Origin of the sequence: Acidisoma sp., assembly GCF_035492295.1 — a bacterium.
Classification (GTDB): domain Bacteria; phylum Pseudomonadota; class Alphaproteobacteria; order Acetobacterales; family Acetobacteraceae; genus Acidisoma.
Genome location: NZ_DATJJK010000213.1, coordinates 1 through 18,950, shown reverse-complemented (window position 1 = coordinate 18,950; position 18,950 = coordinate 1). Strand labels below are relative to the sequence as shown.

General features: G+C 66.4%; 15 protein-coding genes. All 15 read left to right on the top strand.

The window, feature by feature from the left end; genetic code table 11:
* Positions 1-714 (top strand): glutamate ligase domain-containing protein (locus VL752_RS16360; protein WP_408863154.1); only part of this gene is annotated, 714 nt, incomplete at its 5' end.
* A complete protein-coding gene (gene mraY, locus VL752_RS16355; protein WP_325356926.1) occupies positions 714-1,802 on the top strand; it encodes a phospho-N-acetylmuramoyl-pentapeptide-transferase in 1,089 nt (362 codons plus the stop codon). The genes VL752_RS16360 and mraY, both read left to right, overlap by 1 nt.
* The gene (gene murD / locus VL752_RS16350; protein ID WP_325356925.1) at positions 1,799-3,136 is read left to right on the top strand and encodes a UDP-N-acetylmuramoyl-L-alanine--D-glutamate ligase; all 1,338 of its coding nucleotides are present in this window, start codon (positions 1,799-1,801) and stop codon (positions 3,134-3,136) included. The genes mraY and murD overlap by 4 nt, the downstream gene beginning before the upstream one ends.
* Positions 3,136-4,257 carry an FtsW/RodA/SpoVE family cell cycle protein gene (locus VL752_RS16345; protein ID WP_325356924.1) on the top strand — a complete coding sequence of 374 codons (1,122 nt, stop codon included), beginning with the start codon at positions 3,136-3,138 and terminating at the stop codon, positions 4,255-4,257. The genes murD and VL752_RS16345 overlap by 1 nt, the downstream gene beginning before the upstream one ends.
* Complete coding sequence (gene murG / locus VL752_RS16340) at positions 4,254-5,375, top strand: undecaprenyldiphospho-muramoylpentapeptide beta-N-acetylglucosaminyltransferase (RefSeq protein ID WP_325356923.1); 1,122 nt, start codon at positions 4,254-4,256, stop codon at positions 5,373-5,375. Before VL752_RS16345 ends, murG begins: the two co-directional genes overlap by 4 nt.
* Positions 5,372-6,814, top strand: a complete 1,443-nt coding sequence (murC, locus tag VL752_RS16335; RefSeq protein ID WP_325356922.1) for a UDP-N-acetylmuramate--L-alanine ligase — start codon at positions 5,372-5,374, stop codon at positions 6,812-6,814. The genes murG and murC overlap by 4 nt, the downstream gene beginning before the upstream one ends.
* A gap of 8 nt (positions 6,815-6,822) precedes the next feature.
* Positions 6,823-7,752 (top strand): UDP-N-acetylmuramate dehydrogenase, encoded by a 930-nt coding sequence (murB, locus tag VL752_RS16330; protein ID WP_325356921.1) that lies wholly within the window; start codon positions 6,823-6,825, stop codon positions 7,750-7,752.
* The gene (locus tag VL752_RS16325) at positions 7,749-8,666 is read left to right on the top strand and encodes a D-alanine--D-alanine ligase (protein WP_325356920.1); all 918 of its coding nucleotides are present in this window, start codon (positions 7,749-7,751) and stop codon (positions 8,664-8,666) included. The genes murB and VL752_RS16325 overlap by 4 nt, the downstream gene beginning before the upstream one ends.
* A complete protein-coding gene (locus VL752_RS16320) occupies positions 8,654-9,619 on the top strand; it encodes a cell division protein FtsQ/DivIB (protein WP_325356919.1) in 966 nt (321 codons plus the stop codon). The genes VL752_RS16325 and VL752_RS16320 overlap by 13 nt, the downstream gene beginning before the upstream one ends.
* A 13-nt stretch (positions 9,620-9,632) precedes the next feature.
* The gene (gene ftsA, locus VL752_RS16315) at positions 9,633-10,928 is read left to right on the top strand and encodes a cell division protein FtsA (protein ID WP_408863153.1); all 1,296 of its coding nucleotides are present in this window, start codon (positions 9,633-9,635) and stop codon (positions 10,926-10,928) included.
* Positions 10,929-11,034: 106 nt separating this feature from the next.
* Entirely contained in the window at positions 11,035-12,594 is a 1,560-nt protein-coding gene (gene ftsZ, locus VL752_RS16310; protein ID WP_325356918.1) for a cell division protein FtsZ, read from the top strand.
* A gap of 105 nt (positions 12,595-12,699) precedes the next feature.
* Positions 12,700-13,851, top strand: a complete 1,152-nt coding sequence (locus VL752_RS16305) for an MFS transporter (RefSeq protein WP_325356917.1) — start codon at positions 12,700-12,702, stop codon at positions 13,849-13,851.
* A gap of 144 nt (positions 13,852-13,995) precedes the next feature.
* Positions 13,996-15,786, top strand: a complete 1,791-nt coding sequence (gene treZ / locus VL752_RS16300) for a malto-oligosyltrehalose trehalohydrolase (protein WP_325356916.1) — start codon at positions 13,996-13,998, stop codon at positions 15,784-15,786.
* A gap of 162 nt (positions 15,787-15,948) precedes the next feature.
* The gene (locus VL752_RS16295; RefSeq protein ID WP_325356915.1) at positions 15,949-17,091 is read left to right on the top strand and encodes an efflux RND transporter periplasmic adaptor subunit; all 1,143 of its coding nucleotides are present in this window, start codon (positions 15,949-15,951) and stop codon (positions 17,089-17,091) included.
* On the top strand, positions 17,088-18,950 hold a 1,863-nt coding region (locus tag VL752_RS16290), incomplete at its 3' end, for an efflux RND transporter permease subunit (RefSeq protein WP_325356914.1). The genes VL752_RS16295 and VL752_RS16290, both read left to right, overlap by 4 nt.

The window sequence follows — 18,950 nt, the reverse complement described above, 5'->3', positions numbered from 1 at the left end:
GAATTTTCCCGCCTCGCTTCGGCTGCCGGCAACCATCGCATCATTCGCTTCGGCACGAGCGAGACGGCCCAGGCGCGGCTTCTGGATGCGACCAGCGATGCCGAGGGTGTCGCCGTCTCCATGACTCTCGCCGGCGTGCCGCTGCGCTTCCGTCTGTCGGCGCCGGGCACGCATATGGCGATCAATGCCGTCGGCGCCATCGCGGCGGCGGTCGCGATGGGGATGGAGCCGCACCACGCTTCCGCCGCGCTGGACGGGTTTGCCGCCGTCAGCGGCCGCGGCGCGCGGCGCCGCCTGCACGTCGCTGGTGGTGAGGCTTTGCTGCTGGACGAAAGCTACAATGCCTCTGGCCCCTCGGTGCGCGCGGCCCTGGCCGTGCTGGCTCTGCAGCCGGCGACCCGGCGGATTGCGGTACTGGGTGACATGCGGGAACTGGGCGAAGCCTCTGCCGCCGAACACCAAGGGCTCGCTCCCGACGTGATCGCCCATGCCGACCTGCTCTTCGCCTGCGGGCCTGAGATGCGGCGCCTCTACGACGCCGTGCCTGAGGCAAAGCGGGCGGCCCATACCGCGACCTCCGCCGAGCTTGCGCCGCTCGTCGCGGCTGCTCTGCTCCCTGGGGATGCGGTTCTGGTCAAAGGCAGCCTTGGCAGCCGCATGGCGATGGTTATCAACGCGCTCCCTGTCAGAGCCGAGACTGAGGAGCCTGCCTGATGCTCTACAACCTGCTGCTGCCCTTTTCGGATCATCTGCATATTCTGAACCTGATCCGCTATCTGACCTTCCGTTCCGGCGGCGCCTGCCTGACCTCGCTCGTCCTCAGCTTCGTCATGGGGCCGCGCGTCATCCGGATGCTGCGCGGCTTGCAGAAGCAGGGCCAGCCGATCCGGCTCGATGGGCCGGAGCGCCACCTTGTGGAGAAAAAAGGCACGCCCACCATGGGCGGCGTGCTGATCCTGAGCGCGCTTACCATTTCCACCCTGCTCTGGACCGACCTCGACAATCCTTATGTATGGTCGACGCTCTTCGTGACGCTGGGCTACGGCGCGCTCGGCTTCATGGATGACTATCTGAAGGTCACCAAGCGCAACACCAAGGGCCTCTCGGGTCGGCTCAAGCTGATCGGCCAGGCGGGCATCGGCCTGCTCGCCAGCATCTGGATCATGCTCCATATCGGCGGGCCCCTGGGGCACGGCATCTCCATCCCCGATTTCAAGAGCGTGCTGATTCCGCTCGGCATCTTCTTCCCGCTCTTCGGCATGCTGGTGATGATGGGCGCGTCGAATGCCGTGAACCTGACCGACGGTCTCGACGGTCTCGCCATGGTGCCGACCATCATCGTCGCCGGCGTCTTCGCCCTCATCGCCTATCTCGTCGGCAACCGCATCTTTGCGGGGTATCTCGAACTGCCCTTCGTCGCGGGATCGGGCGAGCTTGCGGTCTTCTGCTCGGCACTGATCGGCGCGGGCCTCGGCTTCCTCTGGTTCAACGCGCCGCCTGCCGCCGTCTTCATGGGCGACACCGGCAGCCTCGCTTTGGGTGGCGCGGTCGCCGCCGTCGCGGTCGCTACCAAGCATGAGATCGTGCTCGCGATCGTCGGCGGGCTGTTCGTGGTTGAGACCCTCTCGGTCATCATCCAGGTCTTCTGGTTCAAGCGCACCGGACGGCGCGTTTTCCTCATGGCCCCGCTGCACCACCATTTCGAGAAAAAGGGCTGGGCGGAGCCGACCATCGTCATTCGCTTCTGGATCGTCTCCATGATCCTGGCGCTGGTCGGTCTCGCGACCCTGAAGATCCGATGACAGGCTTTCCGGCAAATCTCTTCCTGGGCGCCCGCTATGCCATTCTCGGTCTCGGCAAGAACGGCCTGCCCGCGGCCCGCGCCCTCCGCGCCATGGGCGCCGAGGTCGTGCTCTGGGATGATGGCGAGGCGGCGCGTGCGGCGGCGGCCGCCGAAGGCTTTACCCTGCGCGATCTCACGACCGGCGACTTTGCCTTCGATGCGCTGATCCTCTCCCCCGGCATTCCGCACAGCTTGCCGAAAGCGCATCCCGTGGCGGCGCGCGCCCTGGCCGAAAACGTGCCTATTCTGAGCGATGCGGAGCTTCTTTATCAGGCGGTGCGAACGGCCGGCTCGCGCGCGCGATTCGCCGGTATCACCGGTACCAATGGCAAATCAACGACGACGGCGCTGCTCGCCCACATTCTTCGCGAGTCCGGCGTGCCGACAGCTGCCGGCGGCAACCTTGGTCCCGCCGCGCTCGCGCTGCCCTTGCTGCCGGACGACGGCGTTTATGTGCTGGAAATGTCGTCTTACATGTTGGAGCGAATCGCGAGTCTCCGCTTCTCTACAGCGGTAATGCTGAATCTAAGCCCCGATCATTTCGACCGTCATGGGAACATGGACGGCTATGCCGCTGTAAAACGTGCAGTTTTTGCGCGTCAAACCGTGGATGACGTCGCTGTGGTCGGTGTTGATGACGCGCTCTCGGCGGCGATGGCCGACTCGCTTGAGTCTCAGGGGCCAATGCGCGTGGTCCGAATCAGCGGCAGTGGCCGCGCCACGGGCGTCGCCACCCTGCCCGGCGAGCACAATGCGCAGAACGCGGAAGCGGCACGCGCTATGGCGCGCGCGCTCGGTCTTTCCGATGCAGCCGTTGAGCACGGCATCCGCTCCTATCCAGGACTGCCGCACCGCCAGGCCCGTGTCGGCGAACGCGACGGTGTTTTCTTTATCAATGACAGCAAGGCGACCAATGCCGATGCCGCCGCTCGTGCGCTCGGTTGCTACGACCGCATCGTCTGGATCGCCGGCGGCATCGCCAAGGCGGGCGGCATCGCGCCGCTCGTGCCCTTCTTCCCACGTATCGCCCATGTCGAGTTGATCGGGCGCGACGCGCCTGCCTTCGCCGATACCCTGGCCGCCCACGGCGTACCCCATCATATGGCCGGCACGCTGGACGCCGCCGTGCCGGCTGCCTTCGAACGGGCAAAAGCGCTGGGCGCTCGGGTGGTGCTACTGTCGCCTGCCACCGCGAGCTGGGATCAGTTTTCCGGATTTGAGGCCCGCGGCGACCGTTTTGCCGAACTCGTGGCTGAACTTCCCGGCGCCACGGCGAATGGGAGGGCTGCCTGATGCCCTCTCTGTCGCGCACTGATACCTCTGTCCTCGGCCGCTGGTGGTGGACGGTCGACCGTTGGACGCTGCTCTGCATTGGCACGCTGATCGGCTTCGGCTATGTGCTGGTGCTTGCGTCCAGCCCCGCTGTCGCCCATCGCATCGGCGATCCGCGCGACATGCTGATCGTCAAGCAGATCGCCTTCCTGGCGATTGCGGGCGGTATCGTCATCGGCGTTTCCATGCTGCCGCCCAAGGGCATCCGCTGGCTGGCGCTCATTGGCACGCTCGTCGCCGTCCTGCTGACGGCCTTCACTCTCGTCCATGGTGTGGAGATCAAGGGTGCGCGGCGCTGGATCAACATTCCGTTCCTGTCGTTGCAGCCGAGCGAATTTCTGAAACCTTTCTTTGCCGTGGTGACAGCGGGCCTGTTGGTCGAGGCGCGGCGGACGGAGCGTTTCCCCGGCCGCGTGCTGGCCGTGATGCTCTATGCCGTCATCGCGCTGCTGCTGAAGTCTCAGCCCGATATCGGCATGCTTGCAGTGGTCAGCATCGTTTTCCTGTCGCAGCTTTTTCTTGACGGACTGAATGTCGGCGTCGTCCTCGCCGCCTTCGTGGCGCTGGTCGTGGGCTTCGTCCTGGCCTTCGTCCTGATGCCCCACGTCCATGTGCGTGTGGAGCGCTTCCTGCATCCGACGCAGAAGACCGCCTATCAGGCGCTCACCGCCCTGCAGGCTTTCGGCAATGGCGGCCTGCTCGGCCGCGGCCCGGGTGAGGGCATGGTCAAGGACATCCTGCCCGACGCCCATGCCGACTTCGTTTTCGCCGTGGCGGGGGAGGAGTTCGGCCTCGTCGTCTGCCTTCTCATCCTCGGAATCTTCGCACTCATCGTGATGCGCGGCCTGCTGCGCCTGGTCGCCGAGAACGACCATTTCGTGCTGCTCGCCGCAGGCGGTCTTCTGATCAGCTTCGGCCTGCAATCCTTCATCAATATGGCCTCCTCGCTGGAGTTGATCCCGACCAAGGGCATGACCTTGCCCTTCATTTCCTATGGTGGTTCCTCGGCGCTCTCGGTCGCGCTCGAGATGGGCATGCTGCTGGCGCTGACGCGCCGCCGCCCGGTTGGAGACCGGACATGAGGGGCCCGCGCGTGATTCCCGTGGTGATCGCCGCCGGTGGCACGGGCGGGCATTTCTTCCCGGCCGAGGCCTTGGCACTGGCGCTGGCGGGCCGCGGCTTTCGACCCGTGCTGATGACGGACGGCCGTTCGGCTGGCCGCAATTCCGAGGCTTTCGCCGAGGGCGATCGTCATGTGCTGCCGGGCGCCGGTATCGCCGGGCGCGGTGTCTTCAAAGGGATCAAAGCCGTGGGGGCGCTCGCGGCCGGCACATTGACCGCGCGCCGCTTGCTGCACACGCTCTCCCCAGGCGCCATCGTGGGCTTCGGCGGCTATCCTTGCGTGCCGCCCATCGTCGCCGCACGCCTCGGCCGGATGCGCATTCCCGTGATCCTGCACGAACAAAATGCCGTGCTCGGCCGAGCCAATCGCAGCCTCGCCGGTATGGTAACTCTGCTCGCACTGAGCGCCGAGGGCACGAGCCGCCTGCCGGCCACGGCTCGCAGCATGGTCGTCGGCAATCCGGTGCGGCCAGCGATCGCAGCGCTCGCGGGCCTTCCCTATGCGCCGCCCGAGCCCGGTGGACCCATCAACCTTCTCGTCACGGGCGGCTCGCTCGGCGCTCGGGTGCTGAGCGACGTCGTGCCGCAAGCGCTCAGCAGCCTGCCCGAGGGGCTGCGCAGCCGCCTCTCGGTCGTGCAGCAGGCGCGGAAGGAAGATGCCGAGCGTGTCGCCGCTGCCTATCGTGCGGCTGGAATCGCGGCCGAAGTGGCACCCTTCTTCACCGATATGGCCGCGCGGCTGGGCGGCGCCCATCTGGTCATCGCGCGCGCCGGCGCCTCCACCACGGCCGAACTCGCGGTCGCGGGCCGGCCCGCGATCCTGGTGCCGCTGCCTTCCGCGATCGACGATCACCAAGCCGCCAATGCCGCCATTTTGGCGAGCGCCGGCGCCGCATGGGCCATTCCCCAGCCGCATTTCACGGCCGCGGCGCTGACGGCAGAACTTTCTGTGCTTCTGGACGATCCGGCGCGACTCGCGGCGGCGGCTGTTGCAGCACGGGCCTGCGCGAAACCGCATGCGGTGGATGCGCTGGCCGACCTCGTTGAACAGTCCATGGTGCGGGAGACGCAGCTATGAGGGCGCTTCCGCTCACGATCGGAACCATCCATTTCGTCGGCATCGGCGGCATCGGCATGTCGGGCATTGCCGAGGTTCTGCACAATCTCGGCTACTCCGTGCAGGGCAGCGACATCGCGGATTCCGCCAATGTCAAACGGCTGCGCGGCGAGGGGATCGAGGTTGCCATCGGGCATGACGCGAAGAACCTGGGTCGCGCGCAGGTGGTGGTCGTCTCGACTGCCGTGAAGGCAGACAACCCGGAAGTGCAGGCGGCGCGCGCAAAGCTCATTCCCGTGGTGCGCCGGGCGGAGATGCTCGCGGAGCTGATGCGGTTGCGCTGGTCGGTCGCGATCGGCGGCACCCATGGCAAGACCACGACGACGAGCTTGATCGCCGCCGTGCTGGAAGGGGCGAATCTCGATCCCACCGTCATCAACGGTGGCATCATCAACGCCTACGGCACCAATACCCGCCTCGGTGCGGGTGACTGGATGGTGGTGGAAGCGGACGAGAGCGACGGCAGCTTCTTGCGCTTGCCCGCGGTCATCGCCGTCGTCACCAACATGGACCCCGAGCATCTCGACCATTGGGGCAATCAGGAAGCGATGGAGGCGGGCTACCGCCAGTTCGTCGGCAATATTCCTTTCTATGGTTTCGCGGTTCTGTGCGTCGATCACCCGGCGGTGCAGCAGATGATTCCGCGTCTCGCCGATCATCGCATCATCACCTACGGCTTCAGCCAGCAGGCCGATGTCCGCGCCGAGCGGCTAGTGACCGACAAGGGCGGCGCGAATTTCGAAGTCGTGGTGACGGACCGCCTGCGCAGCCGCCAGCGCCGCATGGGGCCCTTTCGCTTGCCGATGCTGGGCCAGCACAATGTGCAGAATGCCCTGGCGGCGATTGCCGTCGGCATTGAGATGGAAATCGGCGAGACCGCGCTGCGCCAGTCTCTCGCCGCGTTCCGCGGCGTGAAGCGCCGCTTCACCAAAACCGGCGAAGCCGGCGGCATCACGGTCATCGACGATTACGGCCACCATCCGGTGGAAATCGCGGCGGTGCTGAAGGCCGCGCGTCAGGCGGGAGGGCGCAACGTCATCGCTGTCGTGCAGCCGCATCGCTTTACGCGCCTGCAATCGTTGTTCGAAGATTTCTGCGCCTGCATGAACGACGCCGGTACGGTGATCGTCGCCGACGTCTATGCGGCGGGCGAGGCACCCATTCCGGGGATCGATCGGGACGCGCTGGTGGACGGGCTGCGCGCCCGGGGCCATCGCAGCGTCGTGCCGCTTCCCTCGCCGGATCATCTGGCCGAGATGGTGCACGCCATGGCGCAGTCCGGCGATATCGTCGTCTGCCTCGGTGCCGGCAATATCACCGCCTGGGCCAATGCCCTGCCGAGCCAACTCGACGCGCTGCAGGCGGCGCAGGCCAAGCGTGCCGGGGCAGGGGGCGCATGAGGCCCGCCATGAACGCGATCGCAACCGGCACAGGCGGCCTGCCGTCCCTGAAGGGAAGGGTAGAGACGGAAGCCGCTCTCGGCGCGCTCACTTGGTTCCGTGTCGGTGGCCCGGCTGAATTTCTTGTCAAACCCCAGGACGCGGGCGATCTCGCACAGTTCCTGGGCGCGCTGCCCGAGGATGTCATCGTGACCGTCATCGGCGCGGCTTCCAACCTCATCGTGCGGGACGGTGGCATTCGTGGCGTGGTCATCCGCCTCGCGCGCGGCTTCTCAAAAATCGAAGTCGAGGCGGAGGGCATCGTCTGTGGCGCGGCCGCGCTGGATGCGACGGTCGCCGAACATGCGGCGGCGGCCGGTCTCGGCGGGCTGGAATTCCTCTCCGGCATTCCGGGCAGCATCGGCGGTGCGGTTGCCATGAATGCCGGTGCCTATGGCAGCGACGTCAAGACCTGCCTTGACTGGGTGGAGATCGTCACCCGTCAGGGCGAAGAGCGGCGCCTCTTGGCGGAGGACCTGCATCTCTCCTATCGCCATTCGCAGCTCCCGCCCGGCGCGGTCGTAACCCGGGCGCGGTTGCGCGCGCAGCCTGCCGAGGCGAGCCTGATTGCCGCGCGCATGGCCGAAATCCGTGAGAGTCGGACGAAGACGCAGCCGGTGCGGGCGCGCACCGGCGGCTCAACCTTCGCCAACCCGCCGGGCCAGAAGGCCTGGGAGTTGATCGACGCCGCCGGCTGCCGCGGGCTCGTGCGCGGTGCCGCGCAGGTCAGCGAACTCCACTGCAATTTCCTGCTCAACAACGGCGGCGCCACCGCGGCAGACCTCGAGGGGCTGGGCGAGGAGGTGCGCCGCCGCGTGGCCGCCGCGACCGGCGTTACGCTCGAATGGGAAATCAAGCGCATCGGCCAGCCGAGCGGCCGCCCGGAGGTGGTGGCATGAAGCGCGTCGCGGTTCTCTACGGTGGCATTTCGGCGGAGCGCGAGGTGAGCCTCGTGTCCGGCCAGCAGGTGATCGTCGCTCTGCGGGACGCAGGCTACGAGGTGGTGCCGGTCGAAGTCGGGCACGATCTCGGTGCCCTCATCGGTGCGCTCGACCCCAAGCCCGATGCGGTTTTCAACGCGCTGCACGGGCGTTTCGGCGAGGACGGTGCCATCCAGGGCGTGCTCGACTGGCTGAACATTCCCTATACCCATTCCGGCGTGCGGCCCTCCGCCATCGCCATGGACAAGGTCGCGGCCAAAGCGCTTTTCGCCGCCGCCGGCCTGCCCGTCGCCCGCCACAAGGTCGTGACTGTGGTGGAGTTGGAGGAGGCGGACCCTATGCCCCGCCCCTATGTCATCAAGCCGCAGAACGAGGGTTCCTCGGTCGGCGTCTACATCATGAAGAATGGCGACAACCGTCGTGCCGAAATCGCCCGCGGCTGGAGCTTCGGGCCGACCGCCATGGTCGAGGAATTCATTCCCGGCCGGGAGATCACCGTCGCCGTCATGGGAGACCGCGCGCTTGCCGTGACAGAGATCAAGGCGAGCCACGACTTCTACGACTACGAATCCAAATATGCCGAAGGCGGCTCCACTCACGTCATACCGGCAGAGGTGCCGCAGATCATCGCCGAGGCGGCGAAGGATGTCGCTTTGCGCGCGCATCAGGCGCTCGGCTGCTCGGGCGCGTCGCGCTCCGACTTCCGCTATGACGATACCGAGGGCGCACCCGGGCGCCTGGTGCTGCTCGAGGTGAACACGCAGCCCGGGCTGACCCCCGTATCGCTCCTCCCCGAGCAGGCGGCGCATCTCGGCATCAGCTTCCCGGCACTCTGCGCCTGGATGGTGGAGGCCGCGCAATGCCGCGTGTAGTGAAACGCCCCCAGGCAGACCTGCAGGCCGCCCGCATGGCGAATGCGCGACTGATGGCGAGCAGCAGTATCGTTGACCGGCCAAGCCGCAGCGCCATCATCATGCGTCGCGTGCGCCGAATGGTACGGCCGGCGATCGGCGCGGGAATCATCGTCGTGCTGCTTTTCGGCGCGAGCATCGCCTTCCGCGACGCCGACAGCGGCAGCTCGACCAGCGCTTTCCGTCGCGTGTTGGGCGAGGTGGGCGCGACCATGGGCCTTACTGTCCACAACATCGTCATCGACGGGCGGGAGAACACGCCCGAACCGCTGCTGCGCCGTGCGCTCGGCATCATGATCGGTCAACCTATTCTGGGTTTCTCGCTCACCGATGCGCGGGAGCGCCTGCTCTCTCTCGGCTGGGTTGCGGATGCGGTTGTCGAGCGTCGGCTGCCCAATACTCTCGTCGTGCGGCTGATCGAACGCGCGCCCTTCGCCGTCTGGCAGGACCATGGCGACTTCCGGCTGATCGACCGCAATGGCGAAACCATGGGTGAGCAGGATGTCGGCCGCGCGTCAGAGGTGCTCAATCTGCCGCTCGTCGTGGGCAGCGGCGCGCCCGAGGCCGCGACCGAGCTCTTCGACGAGATGAAACCCTATCCCGACATCCGCAAGCGTCTGGTGGGCGCGGTGCGGGTCGGCCAGGAGCGCTGGAACCTCGTTCTCAAATCAGGCGCGACCGTGATGCTGCCAGGCGAGACGCAGGACACGGCACTCGCCCGTTTGCAGGCGCTGCAGCAGCGGATGCAGATCCTCGACCGGCCGGTGCAGGACATCGACCTGCGCCTGGCCGACCGCGTCGTCGTTCGTCCCAAGCTTTTGCCGCCACCGCCGCCGGCGCCACCTCCGCCGCCCGAGGGCAAGGTCCAGAAACCCCCGGTCACCTCCACCGCTCCCGCGGAGCCGAACGGATGAGAGGGAGAACCCATTGAACGACATGACACGCCGCAACCTGCCGCCCGTGACAACGGAACTTCCGCCGCGTGTCCGCACGCTGCGGACGGGCGTCTTCGGCGTGCTCGATATCGGTTCGACCAAGATCACCTGCATGATCGGGCGCAGCGAGCCGGACGGGTCGCGCCGCATCCTGGGCTTTGGTTGGCAAAAGGGCCGCGGCGTCCGCCATGGCGCCATCACCGATCTGGACGAGGCGGAGCGGGCGATCCGCGCCGCCGTCGGCCAGGCCGAGGACATGGCCGATACCAGGCTTCGCTCGGTCACCGTCAATCTCGGCTGCGGTCAGCCGGAAAGCCGACTCTTCAACGTGCAATGGCCGGTCGGCGGGCGGGTCGTGGCCGAGGATGATATCCGCCAGGTGGTGCTGGAAGGCCGCCATCGCGCTGCCTCGGAAGGCCGCGATACGATCCACATCCTGCCGCTTTCCTTCTCGGTCGACGAAACCATGCGGGTCGAGGATCCGCGCGGCCTGCATTGCGAGACGCTGACCGCCCGGCTGCATGTGATCGACGCGGTTTCCTCGGCGTTGCGCAATCTGCAGACCTGTCTCAATCGCTGCGACCTGGAGATTTCCGAACTCGTCTCGGCCCCCTTCGCCGCCGGTCTCGCGACACTGGTGGAGGATGAGCGCGAGCTTGGCACGACCGTGATCGACATGGGCGGCGGCGCGACGAGCTTCGCGGTCTTCGCCGAGGGCCAGCTGCTCCATACCTCGAGCACGCTCGTCGGCGGTATCCATGTCACCAACGACATTGCCCGCCTGCTCTCGACTCCGGTCGCCCATGCCGAACGGCTGAAGACCCTCTACGGGAGTTGCCAGGCGAGTCCGGATGACGAGCGCGAGATGCTGCCGGTGCCGCTGGTGGGCGAAGAAGAACATCAGATCGCCAAGGTCCCGCGCAGCATGGTGGTGAGCATCATTCGCCCGCGGCTCGAGGAGATTTTTGAAATCGCGAAGGGCAGGCTCGAGAATTCCGGCCTGTCCCGCGTAGCCGGGGCGCGAGTCGTGCTCACCGGCGGAGCCTGTCAGCTTGCCGGTGCGCGCGAGTTGGCGGCCCATATCCTGGGCAAACAGGTTCGTCTCGGAAGGCCCGTGGGTTTGCGCGGCCTGCCGGACGCGGCCTCGGGCCCGGCTTTCGCAACCGGCGCCGGGCTGCTCGCCTGGGCTTCGGGCGAGGGCCGCGCCATGCAGGATATCGACCTGGAGACCAAGCGCGTGGGCGGTCCGCTCAGGCGTCTCATCTCCTTTCTGAAGGAGCGAGTCTGATGCGGCCGTACGGAAACGCTCCCTTCAGCCCGCCCCTGTCATCCCCTTTCCCCCAAGCGCCGGACGGATACGCTCTGCCGGGCATGTTTTTGCAAGGAGACCGCCCATGACGCTGAACCTCACCGTTCCGCAACAGACCCATTCCGACTTCACTCCGAAGATCTGCGTCATCGGCGTGGGCGGCGGCGGCACCAATGCCGTTGACAACATGATCGCGCTGAACCTGCCGGGTGTGGAATTCATCGTCGCGAACACGGATGCGCAGCAGCTCATGCGCTCCCGCGCCGATCGCCGCATTCAGCTTGGGCCGACCATCACCCAAGGCAATGGCGCTGGCGGCAAGCCGGAAGTTGGCCGCCTCTCGGCCGAGGAAGCCGAGGCCGATCTCGAACGGCATCTCGAAGGCGTGCACATGGTCTTCATCACCGCCGGCATGGGTGGTGGCACCGGCACGGGTGCGGCGCCGGTTATTGCGCGGCTTGCCCGCAAGCATGACATCCTGACCGTGGGCGTGGTGACAAAGCCCTTCTCCTTCGAGGGCATCAAGCGCGCCCGCGCCGCCGAGGCCGGCATTGCCGAGCTGCAGCAATATGTCGATACGCTCATCATCATCCCGAACCAGAACCTGTTCCGGATCGCCAATGAGCATACCAGCTGGAAGGAAGCCTTCCAGATGGCCGACAACGTCCTCTACATGGGCGTGCGCGGCGTCACCGATCTCATGGTCGTGCCGGGTCTCGTCAATCTCGACTTCGCCGATATCCGCACCGTCATGTCCGAGATGGGCAAGGCGATGATGGGCACGGGCGAGGGTGAGGGCGAGGGCCGCGCGGTGCGGGCGGCGGAAGCGGCCATCAGCAACCCGCTGCTCGAAGACACCAACATGGCAGGAGCGCGCGGTCTTCTGATCAACATCACCGGCGGCGAGGACATGACGCTGTTCGAGGTGGATCAGGCCGCCAACCGCATCCGCGAGGAAGTGGACGAGGAAGCCAACATCATCTTCGGCTCCGCGATCGACAGCACGCTGAACGGCCGCATCCGCGTCAGCGTTGTCGCGACGGGCATCGATTCTGCGGCGATGGAATACCGCCCGAAGCTGGAACTCGCGGCGAGCAACGACCGTCCGGCCCAGCCGGCCCAGGTTCAGGCTCCGGCCGAGATGCCGCTGGCCGCCACGGGTACGGGTGGCGCCCATGTCCAGGCGGGCTTCCCGCAGCATCATGTGAGCCCCGCCGCTCCGACCCAGTGGAGTCCGGCCGGCCATGCGGCGGCGCAGGGTCTGGCACCGGCGCTGGTGCCCGCCGCGCCCACGCCTTCCGCGCCCGCGCCTTCCGCCGCGCCGACCCTGCGGGGCCCCTCGGCCCTGCCGACCCGCCCGGCGAGCACCCGTGGTCTCTTTGCCGAGCCGGTGGCCCGCAGCTCCGAGGCCGCTCCGGCCCCGGCCCCTTCCGGCGGGACCAGCCTGTTCAACCGAGTGACGGGTGCCATCGGCAAGCGCGTCCAGCCGGCGGCGCATGCGCCGGCGCCTGAGCCGCGCCCCGAGCCGGTGGCGGCCGCACCCGATCCGCGTCAGGAGGCTCCGCGTCCTGTTGCCCGGCCTGCGGCGGCGGAAGAGATGGGTGGCCTTGAAATTCCGGCCTTCCTGCGCCGCCAGCAGTCCTGACGACGTGGCATCGGACCGTCCCTTTGGCGGGGCGGTCCGATGCCTCTCCCCACGCCCGCCCGTCCGGGCCATGCGGCGCGGCCGATCTTCTGAAGGACCTCGTGCGTGAACGAGACGGATCGGCAGAGCCTGGCAGCCGCGCGCCTATCCACGCGGCTGTTCTTCTTTCTCGCGGGTTTTGCCAATGCCGCCTGGGCACCGATGGTGCCCTTCGCCAAGGCGCGCACGGGCCTTGGCACCAGCGCCCTTGGCCTCGTCCTCATGGGTCTTGGTGTCGGTGCCGCCGCGGTGATGCCGGTGATCGCCTGGGCGCTCCGCCGCCATGGGTCACGCCGCACCATGATCGCGGGGGCGATCCTCGTGACCTTCGTCCTGCCCCTCCTCGCGATCCTCGCGAATCCGGCGGCGCTGGCGCTGGCGCTGCTCTGCTTCGGCTTCGGGATCGGCGGGCTGGATGCCGCAATGAATGCCCAGGCGGTGGAGGTGGAAATCCTCAGCCGCAAGCCCCTGATGTCCGGCTTTCACGGCATGTTCAGCCTGGGCGGCCTCGCCGCATCCCTCGGTCTCACCCTGTTACTCGGTGCCGGCCTGTCGGTTCTCGGTGCGGCCCTCGTCGTCACCCTGCTTTTCCTCGGCGTCTGGCTGTGGCGCGCAGGCACTCTGTTGCCGGGACGCGAGCGGCCGCATGCGAGCGGCCGGAGGCCCGGCTGGAGCATCGCACTCCATCCGCTGGTTCTGCTGATCGGCGCACTCTGCGTCGTGGGCTTTCTGGGCGAGGGCGCAGCACTTGACTGGAGCGCCCTGTTCCTGGCCCAGAAAGGACTGCCCGCCTCCTATGGCGGTCTTGGCTATGCGGCTTTCTCGGTTGCGATGGTCGCGGGCCGGCTGAGCGGAGACCGGATGACACGGCGCATGGGCGCACGCTTCATGCTGCGGGCGAGTGCGGTGGTCGGCATGGCCGGTTGGGCAGCGGCGGTCGGGCTGCCTGGACCTTTCGCCCTGTTCGGCTTCTGCCTGGTAGGATTGGGGGCGGCGAATATTGTGCCGCTGCTCTTCAGCGCGGCGGCCCGGGTACCTGGCGTGCCGCCCAGCGTTTCCATTCCGATCATCAGCGCGCTCGGCTATGCGGGGCTTTTGTGTGGCCCGGCCATCGTCGGCTTCGTTGCAGGCGCCACCAGCCTCGGCCTCGCGCTGCTCCTGGTCGGGCTGCTGCTGCTGGCTGTGCTCAGCGGCGCGAAGGTCGCGCCCGGGCGCTAGCCTTGCGCCCCGAGAAAGGCACCACCCCATCGTGCCGATATAGAATCGATTAGGCTTGGCGGCCGGGCCGGCGCTCTTATCTAAGCGGGGCTTCGAACAGGAACTGCGGCCCGGTGGGCCACGCAATGAGGACAATCGGCCATCATGACGACGCGCGCCCATGCCATGCCCTTTGGGGCAAGTCTGCAGACGAATGGCGTGCTTTTCCGCCTCTGGGCGCCGGGGGTAGCTCAGCTCCTGTTGGAAGTGGACGGGAGGGAGCCCGTGCCGATGGAGGCACTTCCCGAAGGTTGGCACGAGCGGCTGCTGCCTCAAGCGCATCCCGGCTCCCGCTACAGCTACGTCGTGGGGGAGGGGTTGCGCGTGCCGGACCCCGCCTCCCGCTATCAGCCGGAAGACGTTCATGGGCCGAGCGAGGTGATCGACCCGGAGGACTATGACTGGCAGGACGGTGCCTGGCGCGGCCGCGCCTGGGACGAGGCCGTCATCTATGAGCTTCACATCGGCACCTTCACGCCCGCAGGCACCTTCCGGGGGGCGATCGACAAACTCGACCACCTCGCCGCGATCGGCGTCACGCTGATCGAAATCATGCCGGTCGCCGATTTTCCCGGTGCGCGGAACTGGGGTTATGACGGCGTGCTGCCCTATGCCCCGGATGCGAGCTATGGGCGACCGGAGGATTTCAAGGCGCTGATCGATGCCGCCCATGCGCGCGGCATCGGCGTGTTGCTGGACGTCGTCTACAATCACTTCGGGCCGGACGGGAATTACCTCAGCGCTTATGCGCCGCAATTCTTTACCGAGCGTCATCAGAGCCCTTGGGGGGCTGGCATCAACGTCGACGGCGCTGAGAGCAGCGCGGTGCGCGAATTCTTTATCCAGAACGCCCTCTACTGGATCCACGAATTCCATCTCGACGGGCTGCGGTTCGATGCTGTCCATGCCATCCAGGATGACAGCGACCGGCATCTTCTCGTGGAAATGGCGGAGCGGCTGCGCACCTCGGTGACAGACCGGCCGCTGCATCTCATCCTCGAAAACGAGGATAACCGCGCCAGCCTCCTGGAGCGGAACGCCGCGCGCCAGCCGCGCGACTACACGGCACAATGGAATGACGACGTGCATCACGTGCTGCATGTCGCGGCGACGGGGGAGAAGGTTGCCTATTACGCGCCCTATGCGGCCGAGCCTGGGCTGCTCGGCCGGGCGCTGGCCCAGGGCTTCGCCTTTCAGGGCCAGGCGATGGAATACAGCGGCCGCAGCCGGGGCGAGCCTTGCGCCCATCTGCCGCCCACGGCCTTCGTGGCCTTCGCCCAGAACCATGACCAGATCGGCAACCGTGCCATGGGCGACCGGCTTTCGACGCTGGTGAGCCCCGAGGCGTTGCGCGCTGTTTCAGCGACCTATCTGCTGCTGCCGCAGGTGCCGATGATCTTCATGGGAGAGGAACTGGGCGCGCGCACCCCGTTTCTGTTCTTTGCCGATTTTGCCGGGGAACTTGCCGAGAAAGTGAGGGACGGGCGCCGTGCGGAGTTTTCGCGCTTTCCGGAATTCAGCGATCCCGAGAAGCGGGCGAAAATTCCGGATCCTGTGGCGGAGGCTACCTTCCACGCATCCAAGCTCGATTGGAATGCGGCAGATCCCGCGCTCCTGCCCTGGTTCACCCGTATCCTCGGCACACGGCGCACCGAGATTCAGCCGCTCTTGTCCCGGATCGCGGCTGGTGGCGAAGCCCGCATGCTGGCACCCGGTGCGGTCGAAGTCTCCTGGACAGCGGGGGAAATTCGTCTGCTCCTGCAGGCCAATCTCTCAGCCGAAAGACAGGGGGGCTTTTCATCGCCTTGTGTTCGCACGGTCTGGCGCGAGGGTGGCGATCCGCTGGCGGGCACCTTGCCCGCCTGGTCGGTGCTCTGGTCCCGTGATCAGTTTTAAGGCGGGCTTCCGGGCACAAGACCGGAACCCGTGCTGACGAAAGGTCTCCTTCTGTGACGGATGGAAACATCCGCTCACGAAGGCGGGATATTAATCTAGGAGCCCTCGCAACTGAGATATCACCCACGCTAGCTAGGAGAGAAAGCAAAGGGAAACGGGAAGATGGGCGCGCGCGGCCGCTGGATGAGCGGGATCATGGTCCTCCTCGGTCTGCTGAGCGAAGGGAGCCTGGCAGCCTGGGCGGCCACTCCCGGCGATGCCGGGGTGCCGGTGACCGTGACGGAGGCGAAGATACAGGATGTGCCGGTCTATCTCGAAGGGCTCGGCACGGTACAAGCCTACCGCACCGTAAGGCTGGAGGCTCAGGTGGGCGGCGTGTTGCTCGATCTGCCTGCCAAGGAGGGCCAGGAGGTCCAGAAGGGCGAGATCATCGCTCAGATCGATCCCGCTCCGTACAAGGCGGCGCTCGACCAGGCTTTGGCCCAGAGGGCGCAGGATATCGCCCAGCTGCAGAGCGCGCAGCTCGATCTCGATCGCTATGCCAAGCTCGCGAAGAGCAGCTACGCGCCGGTGCAGCAGGTGGACGATCAGCGTGCCACGGTGGGCCGGTATCAGGCGGCGATCCAGGGTGACAACGCGTCGATCGAGACGGCGAAAATCAATCTCGGCTATTGCACCATCCGCGCGCCCTTTGCGGGCCGGGTTGGCCTTTATCAGGTCGATGTCGGCAACCTCATTCAGGCAAACGGCACCACGGCGATCCTGACCGTGACCCAGGACAAACCGATCGCAGTGGTCTTCACCCTGCCCGAGGACCAGCTGCTTGCCGTGCAGGAGGCGCGCACCTCCGGGCCCCTGGGCGTTCAGGTGACCTCCAAGGATTCCGGTCAGCCGATCGCGACCGGCACCTTGATCACTCCAGACAATACGATCGATACCGCGACCGGCACGATCTCTCTCAAGGCCCGTTTCGCCAATGCCGACGACCATCTCTGGCCCGGCCAGTTCGTCAATGCGCGGCTGCAGATCAAGACCTTGCATGACGCCGTGACCTTGCCGAGCATCGCGGTTCAGCATGGGCCGGAAGGGCTCTTCGTCTTTCAGGTCAAACCGGATGACACGGTGGCGCAGGTGCCGGTGAGCGTCGGCTACGACTATGACGGGCTCAGCGTGGTGACCAAGGGGCTTTCGGGCCATGAAACCATCGTGATGAGCGGCCAATCGCGCCTCACACCGGGAACGAAAGTGGCGCCGCGCCAGGCAACCGGCGTCGGGGCTCCGGCCGATGACAAGGCTGCCGGATGAGCATCTCCACTCCCTTCATCCGGCGGCCGATCGCGACGTCGCTGATCGCGGCGGCCATCTTTCTGGTGGGCCTAGCCGCCTATCCGCTGCTGCCCGTTGCACCGCTGCCCAACGTGACCTTCCCGACACTCACCGTGTCAGCGCAGTACCCGGGCGCCAGCCCGCAGACCATGGCCTCGACGGTCGCGACCCCGCTCGAGACCGAATTCGGACAAATGCTGCCGGGCCTTGCGCAGATGACCTCGACCAGCGTGCAAGGCACCACCCAGATCACGCTGCAATTCGACCTTGGCACCGATCTCGGCAATGCCGAGACCCTGCTGCTGGAGGCGATCAACGCGGCGCAGGGATCTCTGCCAGCCGATATGCCAAGCCCGCCAACCTTCCGGGCGATCAACCCTTCCGACAGTCCGATCATGATCCTCGCCATGCATTCAGACCAGGCGCCGATCACGGAGGTGGACCGCTACGCCGAGAACATCGTCGAGCAGCAGCTCTCTCAGCTTCCGGGCGTGGGGCAGGTGCTGGTCGGTGGCCAGCAGACGCCGGCGATCCGGGTGCAGGTCGATCCCGCGCGGCTCGCCATGATGGGCCTGACGATGGAAGACGTGCGCAGCGTGTTGACCAACGCGACGGTCGACAAACCGAAGGGCAGCGTCGACGGGCCGAACCGCGCCTACACCATCTATGACAACGACCAACTGACACAGGCTCCGCCTTATAACGACATCGTCATCGGCTACAAAAACGGTGCGCCGATCCGCATCCGCGATATCGGCCAGGCGGTTGCCGGGCCGCAGAACCGGGAACTCGCGGCCTGGGTCAACAACAAGCGCGCGGTGCTGCTGTTGGTCTTCAAGCTGCCGAACGCCAATGTCATCAAGACCGCGGACGGGGTGAAAGCCAAGCTCCAGACACTGAGGGCGTATTTTCCGCCGAACGTCCATCTCGATGTGGTCTCGGACCGCACGCTCACCATCCGCGCCTCGGTCGACGATGTGGAATTCACCCTCATCCTCGCGATCTGCCTCGTGGTGATGGTGATCTTCGCTTTTCTCCGCAATGTCTGGGCGACGGTCATCCCCAGCATCACCATTCCGGTGGCGCTGGTGGGCACGCTGGCCGCCATGTATGCGGCGGGCTTCAGCCTCGACAATCTCTCCCTCATGGCCCTGACCATCGCGGTCGGCTTCGTCGTCGATGATGCGATCGTCATGCTGGAGAATATCGTCCGCCATGTCGAGGAAGGCCAAGCACCCTATGACGCGGCAGTGAAGGGCTCGGCCGAAATCGGCTTCACCATCCTGTCCATGACGGTGTCGTTGATCGCCGTCTTCATTCCGCTGGTGTTCATGGGCGGCATTGTCGGTCGGCTGCTGCACGAATTTGCCGTGACCATGATGATGGCGATCCTGGTGTCGGGCATCGTCTCGGTCACGCTGACGCCCATGCTGTGCGCGCGGATATTGAAGGATGAGCGGCGCGAAAAGCACTCGGCCTTCTACCGCTGGAGCGAACGCAGCTTTGACGCCGTACAACAGGCCTATCGCCGCAGCCTGGGTTGGAGCCTGGCCCATAAGCGGGCGATCCTGGGCCTTTTCGCGGCGAGCATCGTCGCCAGCGCCGTTCTGTTCGACATCATGCCGGAGGACTTTCTTCCGCCGGACGACTCCGGCCTGCTGATTGTCAGCATCCAGGGCGCCAACGGCACATCCTATGAACGGATGGTCAATTATGGCGCCAAGGTCGCCGATATTTTCAACGCCGATCCCAATGTCCTGGGCGCCATGCTCAGGGTCGGATCGAATGGCGCCGGGTCCAACGGCGCGAACATCTCGGTCATGCTCAAGCCCTTGTCC

Coding starts and splice junctions, on each gene's coding strand:
- murC (WP_325356922.1), top strand. CDS start 5,372: ATGAGGGCGCTTCCGCTCACGATCGGAACCATCCATTTCGTCGGCATC.
- VL752_RS16325 (WP_325356920.1), top strand. CDS start 7,749: ATGAAGCGCGTCGCGGTTCTCTACGGTGGCATTTCGGCGGAGCGCGAG.
- murB (WP_325356921.1), top strand. CDS start 6,823: ATGAACGCGATCGCAACCGGCACAGGCGGCCTGCCGTCCCTGAAGGGA.
- murD (WP_325356925.1), top strand. CDS start 1,799: ATGACAGGCTTTCCGGCAAATCTCTTCCTGGGCGCCCGCTATGCCATT.
- VL752_RS16295 (WP_325356915.1), top strand. CDS start 15,949: ATGGGCGCGCGCGGCCGCTGGATGAGCGGGATCATGGTCCTCCTCGGT.
- murG (WP_325356923.1), top strand. CDS start 4,254: ATGAGGGGCCCGCGCGTGATTCCCGTGGTGATCGCCGCCGGTGGCACG.
- treZ (WP_325356916.1), top strand. CDS start 13,996: ATGACGACGCGCGCCCATGCCATGCCCTTTGGGGCAAGTCTGCAGACG.
- VL752_RS16320 (WP_325356919.1), top strand. CDS start 8,654: ATGCCGCGTGTAGTGAAACGCCCCCAGGCAGACCTGCAGGCCGCCCGC.
- mraY (WP_325356926.1), top strand. CDS start 714: ATGCTCTACAACCTGCTGCTGCCCTTTTCGGATCATCTGCATATTCTG.
- VL752_RS16345 (WP_325356924.1), top strand. CDS start 3,136: ATGCCCTCTCTGTCGCGCACTGATACCTCTGTCCTCGGCCGCTGGTGG.
- ftsZ (WP_325356918.1), top strand. CDS start 11,035: ATGACGCTGAACCTCACCGTTCCGCAACAGACCCATTCCGACTTCACT.